At 70.9% G+C, this 21,110-nt stretch carries 10 protein-coding genes; 9 read left to right on the top strand and 1 reads right to left on the bottom strand.

Annotated elements, in window-relative coordinates; translation table 11 throughout:
* The first annotated feature begins 89 nt into the window (after positions 1-89).
* Positions 90-11,270, top strand: coding sequence for an amino acid adenylation domain-containing protein (locus ACFY32_RS31090; protein ID WP_390676055.1), 11,181 nt, complete (start codon positions 90-92; stop codon positions 11,268-11,270).
* 17 nt (positions 11,271-11,287) lie between these two features.
* Positions 11,288-12,277 (top strand): 2OG-Fe(II) oxygenase family protein, encoded by a 990-nt coding sequence (locus ACFY32_RS31085; RefSeq protein ID WP_359198841.1) that lies wholly within the window; start codon positions 11,288-11,290, stop codon positions 12,275-12,277.
* Between the two features lie 75 nt (positions 12,278-12,352).
* Here ACFY32_RS31085 and ACFY32_RS31080 read toward each other — a convergent pair whose 3' ends face one another.
* Positions 12,353-13,075 (bottom strand): sulfotransferase family protein, encoded by a 723-nt coding sequence (locus tag ACFY32_RS31080; protein WP_390676073.1) that lies wholly within the window; start codon positions 13,073-13,075, stop codon positions 12,353-12,355.
* 396 nt (positions 13,076-13,471) lie between these two features.
* Here ACFY32_RS31080 and ACFY32_RS31075 point away from each other — a divergent pair, with 396 nt between their 5' ends.
* From ACFY32_RS31075 to ACFY32_RS31045, 7 genes are read left to right on the top strand one after another with little or no spacing between them, the layout of a single operon-like run.
* Positions 13,472-14,185: a CmcI family methyltransferase gene (locus ACFY32_RS31075; protein ID WP_390676054.1), complete on the top strand. Its 714-nt coding sequence runs from the start codon at positions 13,472-13,474 to the stop codon at positions 14,183-14,185.
* 9 nt (positions 14,186-14,194) lie between these two features.
* Positions 14,195-15,064, top strand: coding sequence for a CmcJ/NvfI family oxidoreductase (locus ACFY32_RS31070; protein WP_359198835.1), 870 nt, complete (start codon positions 14,195-14,197; stop codon positions 15,062-15,064).
* 20 nt (positions 15,065-15,084) lie between these two features.
* Positions 15,085-16,044: a 2OG-Fe(II) oxygenase family protein gene (locus ACFY32_RS31065; RefSeq protein ID WP_390676053.1), complete on the top strand. Its 960-nt coding sequence runs from the start codon at positions 15,085-15,087 to the stop codon at positions 16,042-16,044.
* Between the two features lie 50 nt (positions 16,045-16,094).
* Positions 16,095-16,838: a class I SAM-dependent methyltransferase gene (locus tag ACFY32_RS31060; RefSeq protein ID WP_359198829.1), complete on the top strand. Its 744-nt coding sequence runs from the start codon at positions 16,095-16,097 to the stop codon at positions 16,836-16,838.
* Positions 16,835-18,439: a long-chain-fatty-acid--CoA ligase gene (locus ACFY32_RS31055; protein ID WP_390676052.1), complete on the top strand. Its 1,605-nt coding sequence runs from the start codon at positions 16,835-16,837 to the stop codon at positions 18,437-18,439. Before ACFY32_RS31060 ends, ACFY32_RS31055 begins: the two co-directional genes overlap by 4 nt.
* Positions 18,440-18,476: 37 nt before the next feature.
* Complete coding sequence (locus ACFY32_RS31050) at positions 18,477-19,598, top strand: homoserine O-acetyltransferase (RefSeq protein ID WP_390676051.1); 1,122 nt, start codon at positions 18,477-18,479, stop codon at positions 19,596-19,598.
* A gap of 13 nt (positions 19,599-19,611) precedes the next feature.
* On the top strand, positions 19,612-21,048 hold the full coding sequence (locus ACFY32_RS31045) for an MFS transporter (RefSeq protein WP_390676050.1): 1,437 nt from the start codon (positions 19,612-19,614) through the stop codon (positions 21,046-21,048).
* The last annotated feature ends 62 nt before the right edge of the window (positions 21,049-21,110 follow it).

Raw genomic sequence — 21,110 nt, 5'->3', positions numbered from 1 at the left:
GTTGGACACCTTCTCTGACCCTCGCGGCCCCGCGGCGGCCCCGGCCACCGCCGTGCGTCGCACAGATCCTGTACGCGGAGAGCCTACGTATGAAGTCAGCACCGTACCCGACGACAGCCGCGGCCTGGTCCGCCCGCATCGCGGGAGTATCCAGCGAGCGCTGCGATCTGGAGATGCTCCTCAAGGACGAGTGGCGCAACAGGATCGCGGTGCGCGACGACGACCCCGCCGTCCGTGCCACGAGGCGGCAGGACCTGCGCATCGGCGGTCAGGGCCGCACCGCGCCGAGGAACGCGCCGCGCGAGGACAGCGGTATCCGTCCCGTCGCGTTCGCGCTGGCCGCGCTGCACGCCGTCATGCGCGCGTACGGCCACGGAGACCGGACGGTGGCCGCGCTCGTCGATGCCACGGCGGCCGGCGCCGTACGGCAGGCACCGGTCCTCCCGGTCGTCGTCGACCATGTCGAGCAGGCCCGGCTCACCTGCCGCGAGGCGGTACGGGAACTCGACGAGGCCGTGCGCCGCGACGACGCGTACGTCCCCGGCGACGAGGTGCTGGGCCGCGGCCTGTTCGACGCGCTGCTCGTGCTCACCGACCGCGACGTGGACCTGGCCGAACTGCCGCCCGCCCCGCTGCTGGTGGTCGTCCGGGACGTGGCGGCGGACGGGTACCTGCAGTGGACCATGGCCTACTCGGGCGACCTGTTCGAGGACCGGACGATCGCCGGCGTGCTCGACGTCGTACGCGAGGTGCTCGGCCAGTTCCTCGGCCGCCCCGAGCAGCGCGTCGCCGACCTGGACCTGGTGTCGCGGGAGCAGAGCCGGCAGCTCCACGAGTGGAATGCCACCGACGGCGACTTCCCGGAGGGCAAGCGGCTGGAGGGCCTGTTCGAGGACGCCGTGCGCCGGTCGCCGGACCAGGAGGCCGTCGTCTTCGGCGACGTCCGGCTGACCTACCGCGAGGTCGACGAGCGGGCCAACCGGTTCGCGCACTGGCTCCTCGGGCCCGGGTTGGGGGTGCGGCCGCAGCAACTGGTCGGGATGTACCTCGACAAGAGCGACCTGGGCGTGGTGGCGACCCTGGGGCTGTGGAAGTCCGGCGCGGCGTACGTGCCGATCGACCCGGCCTACCCGGCCGAACGTATCCGCTTCATCGTCGCCGACACCGGGCTGACCGGCATCGTCACCAACCGTCACCACGCGGCGCGGCTCAGGGAGATCCTCGGGGCCGAGCACGCCGGGGTGCGCGTCATCGAGATCGAGACCGTGCTCGCCGAGCAGGACGACGCGCCGGGCGCGGTGGGGGAGAAGCCGCGGTTGTCCCTGAGCGGCGCCGGCCTTGCCTACGTCACGTACACCTCGGGCACCACGGGCGTCCCCAAGGGGGTCCCCAAGTACCACGACAGCGTCGTCAACAGCATCACCGACCTGTCCGAACGCTACGACATGCGCCGGCCCGGTTCGGAGCGGGTCGCGCTCTACGCCTCGTACGTCTTCGAACCGCACCTGAGACAGACCCTGATCGCGCTCATCAACTCCCAGACACTGGTGGTCGTCCCCGACGGCATCAGGCTGGACCCGGACCGGTTCCCGGAGTACATCGAGCGGCACCGCGTGACGTATCTCAACGCCACCGGCTCGGTGCTGCAGCACTTCGACCTGCGCCGCTGTACCAGCCTGAAGAGGCTGCTGCTGGTCGGTGAGGAGCTGACGGCGGCCGGGCTGCGCCGGCTGCGCGAGCGCTTCCACGGCCTCGTCGTCAACGAGTACGCCTTCACCGAGGCCGCCTTCGTCACCGCCGTCAAGGAGTTCGGTCCGGGCGTGACGGCCCGCCCGGACCGCAGCATCGGCCGGCCGCTGCGGAACGTGAAGTGGTACGTGCTGAGCCAGAACCTCAAGCAACTGCCGATCGGAGCCATCGGCGAGCTGTACATCGGCGGCTGCGGTGTCGCCCCGGGCTACCTCAATCGCGACGACCTGACCGCCGAACGGTTCACACCCAACCCGTACCAGTCGGAGCAGGAGAAGCGGCTCGGGCGCAACGCCCGCCTGTACCGGACCGGTGACCTGGCCCGGGTGCTGCCGTCCGGCGAGGTCGAGTTCATGGGCCGCAGCGACTTCCAGCTCAAGCTGAACGGGGTGCGGGTGGAGCCCGGCGAGATCGAGGCGCGGGCGACCGGGTACCCGGGCGTGCGCAAGTGCACCGTGGTGGCCCGGGAAGGAGCGGGCGGGGCCGACGACCGGCACCTGGTCGGGTATTACACCACCGAGGCCGACCACGAGGTGACCGAGGAGGAGCTGCTGGCCTTCCTGGAGGAGCGGCTCATCCGCATCATGGTCCCCGCCCGTATGGTCCGCCTCGACACCATTCCGGTCAACGTCAACGGCAAGGTGGACTGGCGTGCGCTGCCCGAGGTGGACCTCGCCCGGCCGGCGCCGGCCGAGGGCACCGGCCGCCCGGAGAGCGGCGCGGGCGGCGTCCTGGAGGAACTGCGCGAGATCTGGGGCGAGGTCCTCGGGATGCCGGCGGCGCGGATCGGCGACCGGGACGACTTCTTCCGCCTCGGCGGCCAGAGCATCTCCTGCATCCTGCTCATCGCCCGGGTGCGGCAGCGGCTGGGGATCTTCGTCGGCGTCGAGGACGTGTTCACCCTCCGGACCCTGACCCGGCTGGCGGACCACCTGGACCGGCAGCGCGGCACACGGACCGGGCCCGAGGCCGACGCCGCCCGCGAACCGGCCGCCGCCGAGGGCGGACCCGTACGGCTGCGCGCCAACGGCCTCCAGCAGGGCCTGCTGTACAACGCCCTCAAGCGCGGGGACGGCGACGACGCCTACGTCATGCAGTCGGTGCACCGCTACCGGTGCCCGATCCGTCCCGACCTGATGCGGCAGGCGTGGCGGCACGCCCAGCGCAAGTACCCGGCGCTGCGCCTGCGCTTCGAGTGGGGCGAGGACCCCTTGCAGATCGTCGAGCCGGACGAGCGGCCCCTCGACTGGCGGTTCGTCGACCTCGCCGATGTCACGGACCCCGCCGAGCAGGACGCCCGCGTCAAGGAGTTGCAGGAGCGGGACCGGACCGAGCCGTACGAACCGGCCGAGGGCCGGATGTTCCGGGTCTACCTGATCCGGCAGCACGACGAGCTGTACTCACTGATCTTCAGTTGCCACCACCTCGTCCTGGACGGCTGGAGCCTGCCCGTCCTGCACGATGAGGTGCACCGCGTGTACCTGAGCCTGCTGCGCGGCGCTGCGGTCGAGCCGGAGACGGACCACGCCTATGTGGCGGCCCAGCGCTACTGGGAGGCGCACCGCGAGGACCACGTCGACCACTGGCTGCGGCAGATCGAGCGCATCGACGAACGCGGCGACCTCGACGGGCTGCTCAAGGAGGAGATCCGCTACCAGGTCGACCTGAGCGAGTACGACCACGTCCGCGAGCACCGCACGAAGAAGCTGTGTCTCGGCGCCGGACCGACCGCCGCCCTGAAGTCGGTGTGCGCCGACCACTGCGTCACCCTGCACTCGGTGCTGCAGTTCGTGTGGCACCAGGTGCTGTACGCGATCGGCGGCGGGAACACCACCGTGGTGGGGACGATCGTCTCCGGGCGCAATCTGCACGTCGACGCCATCGAGAACTCGGTCGGCCTGTTCATCAACACCCTGCCCCTGGTCGTCGACCACGACGACCAGGCGGGGCGCGCCGTCGGGGAGGCCATCGCAGGCATCCAGTCCGCCGTGAACGCGATGAACGGCAGGAGCACGGTCGAGCTGGGCCGGCTGGGGACCGGGGGGATGAAGCGTCGGCTGTTCGACACGCTGCTGGTGCTGGAGAACTACCCGCGGCTCTTGGCGGAGGCCGAGGAGTACGACGAGCTGCTGCGCTTCGAAAAGGCGTACGACGCCGACAAGGTCGACTACCCGCTGGCCGTCGTGGCGCGCGAGGAGGGCGACGAGCTGACGGTCACCCTGTGGTACGCGGGCGAACTCTTCGAGGACGCCACGATCGATACCCTGCTCGATGTCACCCGCACCCTGTTCGCCCAGGTGGCACAGGACGTCACCCAGCCCGTGGACGCCCTCGAACTCGTGTCGCCGGCGATGATCGAGCGCTTCGACGCCTGGAACCGCACCCGGGCCGAGTTCCCGGCCCACAAGACGCTGCACGGCCTGTTCGAGGAACAGGCGGCGGCCTGGCCGGACGAGACCGCCGTCGTCTACCGCGACCGGCGCCTGACGTACCGGCAGCTCAACGAGAAGGCCAACGAGTTGGCGCACTACCTGTGCTCCGTGGCCCAGTTGCGTCCGGACGACCTGGTCGCCCTGGTGGTGGACAAGAGCGAGGTGATGATCACCGCGATCCTGGCCGTGTGGAAGACCGGCGCCGCCTATGTGCCGATCGACCCCGGCTACCCCGACGACCGGATCTCCTTCATGCTCCAGGACACCCGGGCTCGGCTCGTCGTCACCGACCGGGCCAACGCCGAACGCCTGGCCACCGTGCCGGACGTGGCAGGACTGACGGTCGTGACGGCCGACCACCTGCCGATGGGCTACCGCTCGCGGGAGAACCCGGTCACCGAGGTCACGAGCACCGACCTCGCGTACGCCATCTACACCTCCGGCACCACCGGCAGGCCCAAGGCGGTACTCGTCGAGCACCGGGGCGTCGTCAACCTCCAGGTCTCCCTGGCCCGGCTGTTCTCGCTGGACAAGAGCCAGGGCGACGAGGCGCTGCTGTCGTTCTCCAACTATGTCTTCGACCACTTCGTCGAGCAGATGACCGACGCGCTGCTCAACGGGCAGAAACTGGTGGTGCTCGACGACACCATGCGCACGGACGCCGAGCGCCTGTACCGGTACATCGACGACGAGTCGGTCACCTACCTCTCCGGTACGCCGTCGGTGCTGTCGCTGTACGACTACTCGACGACGACCTCTCTGACCCGTATCGACGCGATCGGCGAGGACTTCACCGAGCCGGTGTTCGACAAGATCCGCGGAACGTTCCCCGGCACGATCATCAACGGCTACGGCCCGACGGAGATCTCGATCACCAGCCACAAGCGGCCGTACGCCCCGGGCGAGCGCCGCGCCACCAAGAGCATCGGCCACCCGGTGGCGAACACCACCGCCTACGTGCTCAACAAGTCGATGAAACGGGTTCCCGTCGGCGGCCTGGGCGAGTTGTGCATCGGCGACGTCGGAGTCACCCGCGGCTACCTGAACCGCGACGAGCTGACCGCGGAACGGTTCATCGACAACCCGTTCCAGACCCCCGAGGAGCGGGCCGAGGGCCGCAACGCGCGCCTGTACCGGACGGGCGACCTGGTGCGATGGCTGCCCGACGGAGAGCTGGAGTGCCTGGGCCGCACCGACCTCCAGGTCAAGATCCGGGGCCAGCGCGTCGAACTCGGCGAGGTCGAGGCCGTCCTGGCGTCGTACCCCGGCGTGACCCGCTCCCTCGTGATCGCCCGTGAGCACGGGGCGGCCGGGCCGGCCGCGGCGCAGAAGTACCTCGTCGGCTTCTACATCAGCGACCGTGAGCACGACGAGCGGGAGGTGAAGGAGTGGATGCGCAGGAAGCTGCCCGAGGCCATCGTGCCCGCGCGGGTCCTGCGGATCACGGACATCCCCGTGACGCCCAGCGGCAAGCTGGACGCGCGGCGCCTGCCCGGGACGGACTTCGCGGCGGGCGACGGCACCGAGTACGTCGCCCCCCGCGACGACATCGAGGCCAAGCTGTGCGGCATCTGGGCCACGGTGCTCGGCGTCGCCCCGGACCGCATCGGCGTGCACGACGACTTCTTCGCCCTCGGCGGCGACAGCATCCGCTCGATGGCCCTCGCCCAGGCCATCACCACCGGCTTCGGCCGGGGTCCGGGCGTGGCGACGGTACTCCAGCACACGTCCCTCGGAGCACAGGCACGGTACATCCGGGACATGGCGGCGTGGGCGCGGGACGCGCCCGCCGAGCGGACGGACGGGCGCGCCGCGGCGGCGGCCGGCCGCCCTCGCGTGTCGCTCGCGCAGGAACGCCTGCTGTTCATCGACGAGTTCGAGGGCGGCACCGCCGCCTACAACATCCCGTTCGCGCTGCGGATACCGACGCACGGCACGGTGTCGCGGGACACGGTCGTCGACGCCCTGCACACCCTGCTGCGCCGCCACCCCGCCCTGCGCACCCTGCTCAGGACGGACCAGGACGGAGTCCGCCGGCAGTACACGCTGCCGGAGGACTCCGCGCAGGCCCTGTTCCACCCGGCCGTGCACACGGTCGGCACGACCGCCGAGCTGGACGAGCGGCTCGTGCGGTGCGAGGGCCACGTCTTCCGGCTGGGCGAGGAACTGCCCCTGCGGGCGCACCTGTTCGAGCTGACGACGGACCGCTCCGGCCTGTACCTGAGCCTGGTGCTCCACCACACCTGCTTCGACGGCTGGTCGTGGAACGTCTTCCGCCAGGAGCTGGCGGCCCTGCTGCGCGGTGTGCCGGCGGCCGACCTCGGCACGGTCCGCGGCAGTTACGCCGACTTCGCGGTGTGGCAGCGGCAGTACCTGACCGGCCGACGGCTGGCGGAGCTGACCGGGTTCTGGACGCGGGAGCTGGCCGGATTCGAGACGATCCGGCTGCCCCTGGACCGCCCGCGCCCCGCCCGCTTCGACCACCGCGGCCGGGAGATCGACTTCGCGCTGGACGACGAGACCGTCCAGGCGCTGCGGGCGCTGGCCCGGTCGGCGCGGGTGAGCCTGTACAGCGTGCTGCTGGGCGCCTGGTGCCTGATGCTGTCCCTGTACACCGGACAGCACGACTTCGTGGTGGGCACCCCGTCCGCCAACCGCGGCCGTCCGGAGTTCGACCGCACCGTCGGCTTCTTCGCCAACCTGCTCGCCCTGCGCGTCCGGGTCGACGAGCAGGCGACGCTCGTGGACCACGTCCGCTCGGTCGGTGAGCGCGTGATCGCGGCCCAGGTGCACGGCGAGCTGCCGTTCGAGCAGCTCGTCAAGGAACTCGACGTGGAGAAGGACCCGAGCCGCCACCCGGTCGTCCAGGTCAACTTCACCCTGCAGAACGTCACCGACCGCGCCGACGCCGCCCCGTCGGCCGACGGGGCGGCGGCCTTGAGCGTCCACAGGCCGGACGCCGGCGGCTGGACGGCCACCAAGTTCGACCTGTCGGCCACCCTCACCGAGACCCGGGACGGCGGGCTGGCGGGCAACCTGACGTACGCCGCGTCCCTGTTCGAGGACGCGAGCGCCGAAGGCTTCATCGCCGTCTTCCGGCACGTCCTGGGCGAGTTCGCCCGGCTCGCCCCCACGGGCGAGCAGGCCCGGCTGGCCGAAATCACCGCCGTGGACGACGAGAGCCGCGCCCGGCTGCTGGCCGGCGCGGACGCGCCGGCCACCGCCGCCGGGCCCGCCCGGACGCTGCACGCCGTGTTCGAGGAGACGGCCACCGCCCATCCGGACCGGATCGCACTGGCCTGCGGCGACACCCGGCTGACGTACCGACAACTGAACGAGCGGGCCAACCGGTTGGCGCACCATCTGCGGTCCGTCGTGCGTCTGCGGCCCAACGAGCTGGTGGCCCTGGTCCTGGACAAGAGCGAGGTGATGGTCACCACGATCCTGGCCGTGTGGAAGGCCGGGGCGGCGTACGCGCCGATCGACCCCGGCTACCCCGACGACCGGATCGGCTTCATGCTCCAGGACACCGGGGCACGGCTCGTGGTGACGGAGCACGCCCACGCCCGCCGGCTGCGCGCCCTGCCCACCGGGGCGCAGCCGCCGCTGGTGGAGGCCGACCGGCTGCCGACGGGCTGCCGCTCCACCGAGAACCCGGTCACCGACGTCTCCGCCGATGACCTGGCCTACGCCATCTACACCTCGGGCACGACCGGCCGGCCCAAGGCCGTGCTGGTGCCGCACCGGGCCGTGGACAGCTTCCGCGCGCAGCTCGCCGGACGCCACCTCGGCGGCCCCGGCACCACCCCCGAAGGCGTGCTGTTCCTCGCCAACTATGTGTTCGACTTCTCCGTGGAACAACTGGCGCTGTCCGTCCTCGGCGGCCACACCCTCGTCGTTCCCCCGGCCGCGCCGGCCGAGGACGACGGCTTCTACGACTTCGCGAACCGGGCCGGGCTGACGTACGTGAGCGGCACGCCGACCCAGATCACCCGGCTGGACCTGACGCGTCTGACACACCTGCGGTGTGTGCTGGTCGCCGGTGAGGCGTTCCACGAGCACCACTTCGACACCATCCGCGGCCAGTTCGCCGGCCCGATCCTCAACGCCTACGGCACCACGGAGACCGCCGTCTACAACACCGTCCGGCGCTTCGAGCCGGGCGACCCGTACGAGAACGCCCTCGGGCAGCCGCTCGGCAACACCCGGCCGTACGTGCTCGGTGACTCCATGCGGCTGCTGCCGCCGGGCGCGGTGGGCGAGCTGTACCTGGCCGGCGAGTGCGTCACGGACGGCTATCTGAACCAGCCCGAACTGACCGCCGAGCGGTTCCTGCCCAACCCGTTCCGGACCGAGGACGAACGCCGTACCGGCCGCCACGCGGTGCTGTACCGCACCGGCGACCTGGTCCGCCGCACCCACGACGGCGAACTGCGCTACGTCGGCCGCAACGACGCCCAGGTCAAGATCAACGGTCTGCGCGTCGAACCCGGCGAGGTCGAGGCGGTCCTCGCGGGCTGCCCGCACGTGCGGGAGTGCGCCGTCGCCGCCGCCGGGGACGAGCGCTCACCCGAGGGCAGACGGCTGGTCGGCTACTACGTGGCCGATCCCGACGCGCCCGTGGACGAGGACGAGATCTTCGCCGGCCTGCGGGCCAGGCTGATGCCGGGCATGGTGCCCTCGACGCTGGTACGCCTGGACCAACTGCCGACGACCGTCAACGGCAAGCTCGACACCAAGGCGCTGCCCGCGGTGGACTTCGCGGCCCGGCGAGCCGTCTACGCGGCCCCGCGCAACCGCGCCGAGGCCCGGCTGTGCAAGCTGTGGAGCGCGCACCTGCCCGGCGGCACGGTCGGCATCGACGACGACTTCTTCCGCTCGGGCGGCGACAGCATCACCGCCCTGCACCTGGTGAGCCAGGTGCAGCGGGAGCTCGGCCGCAGGATCGGCGTCAAGGACGTCTTCGACTTCCCGACCGTCCGGCAGCTCGTCGGCAACGTCCTGTCCAGGGCGGAGGACCCGGATGTCACCTGGGGCGAGGGAGACGAGGAGCCGGAGCAGGGGCGGCTGAGCGGCCCCTGTCCGCTGCTTCCCGTGCAGGAGTGGTTCCTCGCCAAACCGCTCGCCGAGCCCGGCCACTGGAACCACAACTTCACCGTCAGGACACCTCCGCTGGAGGTGGCGAGGTTGCGGGAGTCCCTGGCGAAGCTGGTCGGCCACCACGACGCGTTCCGCCTGCGCTTCAGCGGCTTGGGCGGCGACCCGCACGACATCGCCCAGTCCTACGCCGACGCCGCCCCGGAGGTCGTCCTGCACACACTCGACGTGCGCGGCCTGCGCCCCGACGACGTCCGCGAACACCTCGCCGAGTGGCAGAGCGGCTTCGACCTGGCGCACGGCCCGACCGCCTGCGCCGCCTACCTGCACGGCTTCGAGGACGGCAGCGCACGCGTCTGGTTCGCCCTGCACCACCTGATCGTCGATTCCGTGAGCTGGCACATCCTCGCCCAGGACCTGGAGATCCTCTACCACGGCGGCGAACTGGAGAAGAAGACGAGCAGTTACCGGCAGTGGGGCCGGGCGCTGCGCCGCTACGTTCCCGAGGAGCACGAGCTGCGGCTGTGGGAGGAAGTCCAGGGCGGCCTGGCGGCGACACGGGCCGCGCTGCCGGCGGCGGACGGCACGGCCACGCTCCGCGAGGAATTCAGGCTGAGCGCGCCGGACACCCGGACCCTGCTCACCGAGAGCAACTGGGCGTACGACACCACCCTGCACGAGCTGCTGCTGACGGCGACCGGTCTGGCCCTGCGGTCGGTCACCGGCCGGCCGGCCAACCACGTCACGGTCGAGGGCCACGGCCGCGAACGGTTCGCGCAGGCACCCGACGTCCGGGACACCGTCGGCTGGTTCACCACCATGTACCCGCTGGCCCTGGAGACCGACCCCGAGGATCTGGAGCGCAGCGTGCTCGCCACCAAGGAGGCGTGCCGGCGTGTGCCGCACAACGGCATCGGCTACGGCGCCCTCTTCGGCCGCTACGGCGGGGAGCGCGCCCCGCTCGCCCCGGTCAGCTTCAACTACCTCGGCCGGTTCACCGACGGGGCCGGGCAGCCGTCCGGTCGGCCGACGGGCTGGCAGCTCGACTCGGCCATGTCGGGCAGCCACATCTCGGACCGCAACCGCGGAGCGGACCAGTTCGGCATCGACGTGACCGTGCGGTGCGCCGGCGACCACCTGGTCACCGTGGTGGACAGCCGGCTGGACGAGACCACCACTCGGCGGTTCACGAGCGAACTGCGCCTGGCGCTGGAGCGGTTGGCCGCCCACACCGCCACCGTGTCCCGCTCCGGGGCGAGCCGGACCCGGCCGGGCCCGCAGCCGGTCACCGGCGACGACTTCGAGCCGTACATCCTCGTCGGGGAGGAGCACGCCGAGCGCACGCTCTTCGTCCTGCCGCCCGGCGAGGGCGGGGCCGAGAGCTATCTGGGCAACCTCGCGCAGCGGCTGCCCGGACACCGGCTGGTGCTGTTCAACAACGTGCACCTGCACACGCCCATGGAGTCCTTCGAGGCCGTCGCCCGCTACTACCTCGAGCACATCCGGAAGCTGCAGCCGGCCGGACCGTACCACCTGCTCGGCTGGAGCTTCGGCGGGATCGTGGCCCTGGAGGCGTCGGCGCAGATGGCCCGCGCGGGGGAGAAGATCGAGAACCTGTTCGTCATCGACTCGTACTTCAACATGCGCCATGCCACGGCCCGGATCGGACTCCCCGGGGTCGAGGACCTCCTCGACCCCATCAACTACCACTACACACCGAGCCGGGAGGACCTCGACCGGTTGGACGCCCAACTAGGGCGGTTGGTGATGTTCAAGGCGCAGGAGCCGAACGAGATCGTCCGCGACGACCAGCAGCACCGCCTGTTCGAGTTCTACCGCGGGACGCCGTACAACGCCCTGGACACCCTCCTGCCAGCCGAGTCGATCGAGGTCCATCCACTGCGCGGTGAGACCCATCACTCGTGGGTGCGCAACGAGCGCCTGGTCACCGACATGTGCGAGCTGATCGCGGCGTCGCTTCGGGACGCCTGACGAGTTGGAGGACTGCCATGCCCATTCCCATGCCGTCGGCGTATGTGCCGACCATCGACATCTCGCCGCTGTCCGGCGGCGACGCGGACGACAGGACGCGCGTCGCGCAGGAGATCAACAAGGCGTGCCGGGAGTCGGGGTTCTTCTACGCCTCCCACCACGGCATCGACGTCCAGAAGCTCCAGGACGTCGTCAACGAGTTCCACCGGACCATGACGGACGAGGAGAAGTACGACCTGGCGATCAACGCCTACAACAAGGACAACCCGCGCAAGCGCAACGGCTACTACATGGCCGTCAAGGGCAAGAAGGCCGTCGAGTCCTGGTGCTACCTGAACCCGTCGTTCAGCGAGGACCACCCGCGGATCAGGTCCGGGACGCCGATGCACGAGGTGAACATCTGGCCGGACGAGAAGCGGCACCAGGGCTTCCGGTCCTTCTGCGAGCAGTACTACCGGGATGTCTTCTCGCTCTCCAAGGTGCTGATGCGAGGTTTCGCGCTGGCCCTGGGCAAGCCCGAGGACTTCTTCGAGGCTTCGCTCTCACTGGCCGACACGCTGTCCGCGGTGTCGCTGATCCGCTACCCGTACCTGGAGGACTACCCGCCGGTCAAGACGGGTCCGGACGGCACGAAGCTGAGCTTCGAGGACCACCTGGACGTGTCGATGATCACCGTCCTGTTCCAGACCGAGGTGCAGAACCTCCAGGTGGAGACGGTCGGCGGGTGGCAGGACCTGCCGACGTCCGGGGAGAACTTCCTGGTGAACTGCGGCACCTACATGGGGTACCTCACCAACGACTACTTCCCGGCCCCCAACCACCGTGTGAAGTTCATCAACGCGGAGCGGCTGTCCCTGCCGTTCTTCCTGCACGCCGGGCACACCACCGTGATGGAGCCGTTCAGCCCCGAGGGCGCCGGCGGGAGGGAACCGAACCCGCCGATCCGCTACGGCGACTACCTCCAGGAGGGCTTCCACGCCCTGATCGCGAAGAACGGCCAGACCTGAGGACGATCCGGGGTCCGGACCGCTGCCGGCACCGGGGGAGCACCCGGTGCCGGCAGCGGTCCTACGGCGTCCCGGTCAGCGGGAGTCCGGCTCCGCGGCCCCGGACGGCGTGGCCGCCCCGGGCGGCGCGGTCCGCAGGGCGGCCAGTGCCCGCCGCCGTTCGTCGAACAGATCCCTGGCCCGCTCGTGGAAGCCGTCGGCCTCGTTGACGTGGGGGAACTCCTCGTCGGGAACCGGCACTTCGAGGAACTCGCAGAGCGGCCCCCAGCCCTCGCTGACCTGGAAGACCAGCAGTCGGTCCGCCGGTACGCCGGCCTTCACCTCGGCGATGTGCCGGTCGAAGGCCGCCACGGCCTCGTCCTCGTCCAGCTCGTTCAGCGGCCGGTCGCCGCCCACGTCGAGGATGCGGGGACGCAGTTCCTCGGTCATGAAACGGCCGAACGCGGCGGCGTCCGGGTCCGGGTCGGCCGGCTGCTGCATGTGCCGGGAGAAGATGGTCTTCCTGGCGCTGGCGTACCAGCGGTGAGGGTCCCGCACCGTCAGCACCACCTTGGCCTTCGGCCACGCCTCCAGCAGTTCGCGCCAGAAGACGCAGCCGGGGAAGTCCACCGTCGCCCGGTACCCCTCGAACACCCGCCGTACGTCGACCGGGTCACGGGAGAGCGCCTCCTGCCACAGCGGCATCTGGCGGGGGTTCGTCACCACCTCGGTCATGTGGTGACAGGGACCGAACCCGAGCCTCTCCAGCGCCGCCCGCATCGACAGCGTGCCGGTACGGCCATATCCCGCGCCTATCACGTCCAATGGTGATCGTCCCTTCTGTGCGCGCCATTTCTCCGTACCTGCGGGACACTACCCGCCCGGACGCCGGTTACCCGCAGTGCGAACAGTGCGGAGTCCGAATCCGGCGGACGAAGCGAGACGGGTCGGCCGGGTCGTGGGACAAGGCCGGCGGCGCGACGCCATCCGTATCCACCCGTAGGAAGCTGACCTGGAGTGATGCGAGGAGTGGAGCGCCGGGGCCCGCACGCGCCGGGCCTTTCCCTTTACGCGCTCCGCATATTTTTTCACATGCTTTCGGGTCTTACCGGAATTCCATAGAGAGGCGTCCGAGAGAGGTGAAAGAGAAGGCCAAGAGTAGAGCGGGTTAGCATCGCAGGGCCCAAATGCGGCGCAAACTCAGGGGAGAGCCCATTGAACGACTACTCTCGCGAGGACTTCCTGGACCTGAACGCATTCCGGGGGCTGGGCGAGGACCCGGCCTACCACCCCCCGGTGCTGACGGACCGACCACGTGACTGGCCGCTCGACCGGTGGGCGCAGGCGCCGCGCGATCTGGGCTACCCGGACTTCGCCCGCTACCAGTGGCGGGGCCTGCGCCTGCTCAAGGACCCGCAGGCCCAGGCGGCCCTGCACGACCTGCTGTGGGAGTTCCGCCCCCGCACCGTCGTAGAACTCGGCGTGTACAGCGGCGGCTCCCTGGTCTGGTTCCGGGACCTGACCCGGCTCATGGGCGTCGACTGCCAGGTCATCGGCATCGACAAGGACCTCTCCCGCTCCCGGATTCCCGCCACCGAGATGGCGAACATCGCTCTGCACGAGGCCGACTGCACCGACCTCGGCACGCTGGAGAAGCTGCTCGGCGACGTCGCCCACCCGCTGCTGTTCATCGACGACGCGCACGCCGACACCTTCAACGTCATGCGCTGGGCGGTCGACCATGTGCTCCACGAGGGCGACTACTTCGTCATCGAGGACATGATCCCCTACTGGCACCGGTACAGCCCCACCCTGCTGGAGGAGTACCTGGCGTCCTTCCGCGATGTGCTGACCATGGACATGGTGTACGCCAACGCCAGCCCGCAGCTCGACCGGGGCGTCTTCCGCCGCTCGGCGGCGAAGGGCTAGCCGGCCGCCATGTCCACCGTATCGACCGTTCTGCACTACGCGGCACCACTGACGCCGGACGCCCCGGACGACGACTGGTGCATCGACGCCCTGACCCGACCGCCCGAGGTGGTGCTCAACTTCCGTATGGTCCCGCACCGTACGACCGTCACGGACCTGCGCGACGGCGCCGAGCGGCCCACCCTCGACACCGCGGGCTTCGAGCGGGTCACCGCTCCCACCAGTGCCGACCAGCGCGCCCTGGCGCACGACCGGGCGCCGGCCCTCGATCGGTACCGGCAGGAGACCGCGGAGCTGCTGACCTCCGTCACCGGGGCCGACGCGGTCGAGTTCTTCGACGCCACCCTCAGACGCCAGGACGCCGCCCCCACCGGGACGACCCCCCACCAGGCGCCGCACCTGCGCGTCCACGTCGACCAGAGCCCGAGCAGCGCCCGGACACGCGCCGCCCTGCACGGCGCGGGACGCCGCTTCGGCAGGTTCCAGATCGTCAACGTCTGGCGGCCCCTGCTGGAGCCCGTCCGCAACTACCCGCTCGCCCTGTGCGACTTCCGCTCACTGGACCTGAGCACCGACCTCGTGGCGACCCGGCTGCGGTTCCCGCCGTGGCTCAAGGACCGCGAGAACTACTCCGTGAAGCACAACCCCCGCCATCGCTGGCACTACTGGCGCTCGCTCGCCCCCGACGAGGCCCTCCTCTTCAAGATCTACGACAGCGCGAGCCGCTCGCTGGCGCTCGCCGCGGACGGCGCTCAGCACCCCGGATCGGCCGACGTGGCCGGCCTGTGCCCGCACACGGCGTTCTACGACGAGAAGGGGCCCGGAACCGGACATCTGCGAACGTCCCTGGAACTACGCGCCGTACTTTTCTACGACTGACCGGGAAGGAGCGGGCCACCATGACCGACACGGCGGTGCCCCGAGTGCCCATCTTCAGCCTCACCGAACTGAAGAGGGGAGCCGACCAGGAAGCGTTCCGCGAGTGCGTGACCGAAGTGGGCGTCTTCTACCTCACCGACTGCGGAGTGCGCGAGCAGGACCACAGGCTCGCCACCGACACGGCGATGGACTTCTTCGAGCACGGCACGCCGCAGGAGAAGAAGGCCGTGACGACGAATATCCCGACCATGCGCCGCGGTTACTCCGCGCTGGAGGCGGAGAGCACGGCCCAGGTGACCAGGACGGGCACCTACACCGACTACTCGATGTCGTTCTCGATGGGGGTCGGCGGCAACCTCTTCCCCTCGCAGCGCTTCGAGGAGGTCTGGACGGACTACTTCGCCGGCCTCTACACCGCCGCCCGGGAGACCGCCAAGGTCGTCCTGGAGGCGACGGGCACGTACGACGGCTCGGACGGCAGGGACATCGACACCCTGCTGGACTGCGACCCCGTCCTGCGGCTGCGGTACTTCCCCGAGGTCCCCGAGCACCGCGTCGCCGAGCACGAGCCGCGGCGCATGGCACCGCACTACGACCTGTCCATCGTCACCCTGATCCACCAGACCCCGTGCGCCAACGGGTTCGTCAGCCTCCAGGCCGAGATCGGCGGCGAACTGGTGGACCTGCCGCACGTGCCGGAGGCCGTGATCGTGCTGTGCGGCGCGATCGCGCCCCTGGTCACCCAGGGCGCCGTCCCCGCGCCCCGGCACCATGTCAGGTCCCCCGGCGCCGACCGGCGCGAGGGCAGCGGCCGCACGTCGAGCGTCTTCTTCCTGCGCCCCTCGACCGACTTCTCCTTCTCGGTCCCCAAGGCCCGCGCGTACGGGCTGGAGGTCGACACCCTCGACGGCGAGACCGCGACCTTCGGGGACTGGATCGGGACCAACTACGTGACGATGCACGCGACCACCACGTCGTAGCGCCGTCCCCGTACCCCGTGCCGGCCCCCTCCCAGTCGAGAGAAGAAGCCATGGAACACAGGACCGACGCCGTCTTCAAGAAGCCCACCATCTTCCGGGAGGGAGTCCGGGAGTACGCGGAGCGCCTCTCCTCACCCGTCTCGGCCGAACTGCGCGACATCGCCGAGCAGACCGCGCGGGCGACTCCCGAATGGGCGGACATATCGACCGCGCACATTCAGACGTCCTTCCTCCAGATGCTGATCACCACCGGCGGGATGAACCGTGTGCTGGAGGTGGGCACCTTCACCGGCCACGGTACGGTCGCCCTGGCCGAAGCCCTGCCGGACGACGGCGAGGTCGTCACCATCGACAGCTACGTCGCCGACAAACGGGCCCAGGACGTGGCCACGCGGGCGTTCGAACGCAGCCCGCACGGGCACAAGATCAAGCCCATGCTGGACGAGGCCCTGTCCGTCCTGCAGAGCGTCGACGGCGACTTCGACCTCATCTTCCTGGACGCGGACAAGCCGAACTACATCTCGTACTTCGAGACCATCCTCGCCCGCGGCCTGCTGCGGCCCCGCGGTCTGCTGGTCGTCGACAACACCCTGTGGGGCGGCGAGGTCCTCAACCCGCGCTCCCTGCCGCCCGCCGACGAGGCCGCGACGGGCGAGGAATGGGTGGAGCGCATGTTCGCCAACTGGGCGCACGACGTGGTCAGGTTCAACCAGCACGTCGTCGAGGACCCCCGGGTGCGCACCGCCCTGCTCACCGTGCACGACGGCATGACCCTCGTCCAGCTTGCGTCATGACCGGGCAGGGCGGTATCGGGCTCTCGGTGGGGATGCTGCTGCGGCGGGCGGCCACCGTGGCACCCCGCAAGGAGGTACGCGAGGTCGGTCTCGCCGAACAGCCCCGGGGAACGTCCTGGGCGGCCCTGCACGAGCGGGTCCGGCGGCTGGTCGACGGTCTGCGGCACCTCGGCGTCGGCCAGGGCTCCACCGTGACGACGTTCGCCTGGAACAGCACCCGGCACCTCGAGTGGTTCTTCGGCGTCCCGATGGCGGGCGCCGTCCTGGTACCGGTCAACGTCCGGTTCTCCGACGAGCAGATCGAGTGGGTCGTCACCCACGCCGATTCCCGGGTGATGGTCGTCGACGCCTCGCTCACCGCCCATCTGGCGCGGCTGCTGCCCAGGCTGCGGTCGGTGCGCCGGTTCGTCGTGCTCCCCGACGGGGGCGAGGTGCACCCGGCGTTCGCCGACGCGCTGCCCTACGAGAAGCTGCTGGCCGACGCCGATCCGGTCGAGCCGCGTGACGTGGCGGAGAACCGTACCGCCTGCCTGTGCTACACGGGCGGTACCACGGGCAACCCCAAGGCCGTCGCCCACTCCCACCGGTCCCTCGCCCTGCATTCCCTGGCGATGTGCGCGGCCGACGCCTTCGCGGTCAGCGAGCGCGACATCATCTTCCCGCTCACGCCGCTGTTCCACGCCACCGCCTGGGGCCTGCCCTACGCGGCCGCACTGGCCGGAGCCGGCCTGGTGTTCACCGGACCGCACCTGCACCCCGAGGCCATCGCCAGGACCTTGCGGCAGGAGCGGGTCACCCTGTCGGCCGGCGTGCCCACCTTCTGGCTCGCCCTGGACGAGATGGACCCTCCCACAGAGGTGTTCGCGTCCCTCGAACGCATCGTCTGCGGGGGCTCGGCGATCCCCGCGGGCCTGGTGCACCGGTACGCCGACCGCGGCGTGACCATGCAGCAAGGGCTCGGCATGACGGAGAACATGGCGACGGTCGCCCTGACGAACGTCCGCAGCAACCTGACGTCCCTGCCGCCCGAGAAGCAGTTGGAGCTGCACCACACGCAGGGGCTGGCGGTACCGGGCGTCGAGGTGCGGCTCGTCGACGAGGAGGACCGGCTGCTGCCGCACGACGGTGTCACCCAGGGCGAGCTGGAAGTCAGATCGCTGTGGGGAGCGACCCGCTACGAGAACCCGGACGGCGACGCCGACACCGAGAAGTTCCACGACGGCTGGCTGCGCAGCGGGGACATCGCGACCGTCGATCCGGACGGCTACATCCGCATCACGGACCGCAGCAAGGACCTGATCAAGTCCGGCGGGGAGTGGATCAGCTCGATCGTGGTCGAGTCCGCCCTCATGGACCACCCCGGTGTACTGGAGGCGGCCGTCGTCGCCGTGCCGGACGCCCGGTGGCAGGAGCGGCCGCTCGCCGTGGTCGTGCACCGCTCCGGCGCCACCGCGACCGCCGACGAGCTGCGGTCCTTCCTGCGGGACCGGCTGCCGAAGTGGTGGGTGCCGGACCGGTTCGAGTTCGTCCCCGAGATCGCGAAGACCGCCACCAACAAGTTCGACAAGAAGCTGCTGCGCAGCCGTCACGCCTACCACTGACCCACGCAGACCCGCGCCGACCGCGGAGGAAACGCGCATGCGACTGAAGAACACCGGCGCCTGGCAGCCCGGCGACCCCCCGGGCAACCGGCGGTTCGTCACGACCCACTCCGCCGAGGCGCCGCTGACGCTGGTCTCCGGGCGGTCCCTGGGGCCGGTGACCATGGCGTACGAGGCATGGGGCACCCTCGACGCGGACCGGGGCAACGCGGTGCTGATCCTGCCGCCGCTGAGCATGACCAGCCACGCGGCGGGACCCGCCGGGCCCGGACACCGCGCCGAGGGCTGGTGGGACTCCCTCATCGGGCCCGGCAGAGCCGTCGACACCGACCGCTTCCACGTGATCGTCGCCAACAACCTCGGCGGCTGCGACGGCAGCACCGGCCCCGCGAGCCTCGACGCGCAGGGCAGGCCCTGGGCCTCACGCTTCCCCGCCCTCGACGTCGTGGACCAGGTCGAAGCCGAGGCCGCACTGGCCGACGCGCTCGGCATCCAGCGCTGGCACACCGTCATCGGCATGTCCATCGGCGGGGCACGCGCGCTGGAATGGGCGGTCTCCCGCCCCGACCGGGTGGGCCGGCTCCTGCTCATCGCGGTGGCGGCGGCCACCCGCGTCGAACAGGCCGGCCACACCCATCTGGAGATGGAACTGATCCGCCGGGACCCGCACTTCCACGCCGGCGAGTTCTACCACCTGCCCGAGGGCTGCGGCCCCCGTTCCGGCGTCGCCCTCGCCCGCAGTTTCGCGCACCTGCGCTACGGCACCGAGCGCTACTGGCAGGACCGGTTCGGCGGACGGACCTGGTACCACGACTCGGACGGCGTCCACGAGAAGTTCCGGGAATACGTGCTGGCCCAGGGCGACAAGGTGTGGGAGCGCTTCGACGCGAACTGCAACCTGGTGCTGTCCGAGACGGCCCTGAGCGCCACCGTGGCGCGGGGGAGGGGGAGCATCGAGGACGCGCTCGCACGGGTCACCGCGCCCACGCGCATCGTCGGCTTCTCCACCGACCGCGCCTATCCCCCCGAGACCCAGCACGAACTGGCGGCGGGCATTCGCGGAGCCCGGGTGCACATCATCGACACCGACCTCGGGCACTACGGCTTCATGCTCGCCCCCCACCTGGTCGAGCCCCACCTGCGCCTGGCTCTCGGGTAGGGGGGGCGGACCGGTGCTCGCCGTCCTGCTCGCCGGCGCCTTCATGCCCACCCTGGACTTCTTCATCGTCAGCGTCGCCGTCCCCTCCATGACCGAGGACCTGCGCGCGACCAGCGGCGAGATCGAACTCGTCGTCGCCGTCTACGCCATCGTCTACGCCGGCCTGGTCGTGCTCGGCGGCAGGCTCGGCGACCACTGGGGCCGCAAGAAGGCGTTCGTGGCGGGGACCGCCCTGTTCACCGCGACGTCGGCGATGTGCGCCTCCGCCCCGGACGTGTGGTGGCTGATCTGCGCACGGGCGTTGCAGGGCGGCGCCGCCGTCGTGCTCTTCCCGCAGGTGCTGGCGTTGATCCAGCTCCACTATCCGCCGACCGCACGCCCCCGGGCGATGCGGGCCTACGGCCTGGCCACCGGCGGTGCGATGGCGACGGGCCAGCTCATCGGCGGACTGCTCATCAGCCTGGACTGGCTGGGCCTGTCCTGGCGGTGGGCGTTCCTCGTCAACCTTCCCGTCGGGCTGGTGACGCTGGTCCTCGCGCCGCGGCTGCTGCCGGCGACCAGCCGGCTCGGCGGCCTGCGGTTCGACCGGACGGGAGTCCTGCTGTTCGCGGCCGGCATGGTGCTCCTCGTGGTGCCCCTGACGGCCGGCCGCTCGGCCGGCTGGCCGGTGTGGACCCTGCTCATGCTCCTGGGGGCGGCGGTGCTGCTGCCCGCGTTCTGGCTCTGGGAACGCCGTGCCGAGGCCCTGGGCCACGACGTGCTGCTGCCTCCCGGCCTGCTGCGCGTCACCGCCCTGCGCACCGGACTGCTGACCGTGTGCGCCGTCTACGCCACCATGTCCTCGGCCCTGTACATTCTGGCGCTGCTGCTCCAGCAGGGGCGCGGCCTCACCCCACTCGAGTCCGGGCTGGTGTCCAGCCCGCTGATGGCCGGTTTCTGCGCGGCGAGCATGGCCTCCTCCGCGCTGACGGCGCGCTGGGGCACGATCCGGGTGCTCAAGGTCGCGCTGTGGACCCGGACGGCCGGCTTCGCCGCCCAGTTTCCCCTGGTGCTCGCGTCGGCCGGCACCGTGAACGTCCCGGCGCTGGCCGTACTGCTCGCCGTCAACGGGGCCTGCACGGGAGCGGTCATGGCCCCCCTTCTCGGGCTGGTCCTCGAAGACCTGAGACCCGATCAGGCGGGTGCCGCCAGCGGACTGCTGGCCACCGCCCAGCAGGTGGCCGGGGCCGTCGGGCTCTCCGTCATCGGGATCGTGTTCCACGGCGCCGGCGGGCACACCGCGCTGGATGCGCGGCGGGCCGCCACCGGCTACCGGCACGGCCTGCTCTATCTCGTCCTGATGTCGGGGGCCGCCCTTGCCGGGCTGGCCCTGCTGAGCCGCGTACGGGACGGCCGCCGGCCCGCCGAGGAGCCGGCCGGCGCCTCCCGCCCCGTACCCTCGCAGGACTGAGACTCCTGCGTCCCGCACATCTGCGCGAGCCGTTCACACGGCCGGAGGCGCCGATTTGAACT

It is taken from the genome of Streptomyces sp. NPDC000134 (genome assembly GCF_042899225.1).
Lineage (GTDB): Bacteria > Actinomycetota > Actinomycetes > Streptomycetales > Streptomycetaceae > Streptomyces.
Note: the sequence above shows the minus strand (reverse complement) of the source record. Positions and strands in the feature narration are given on the sequence as shown.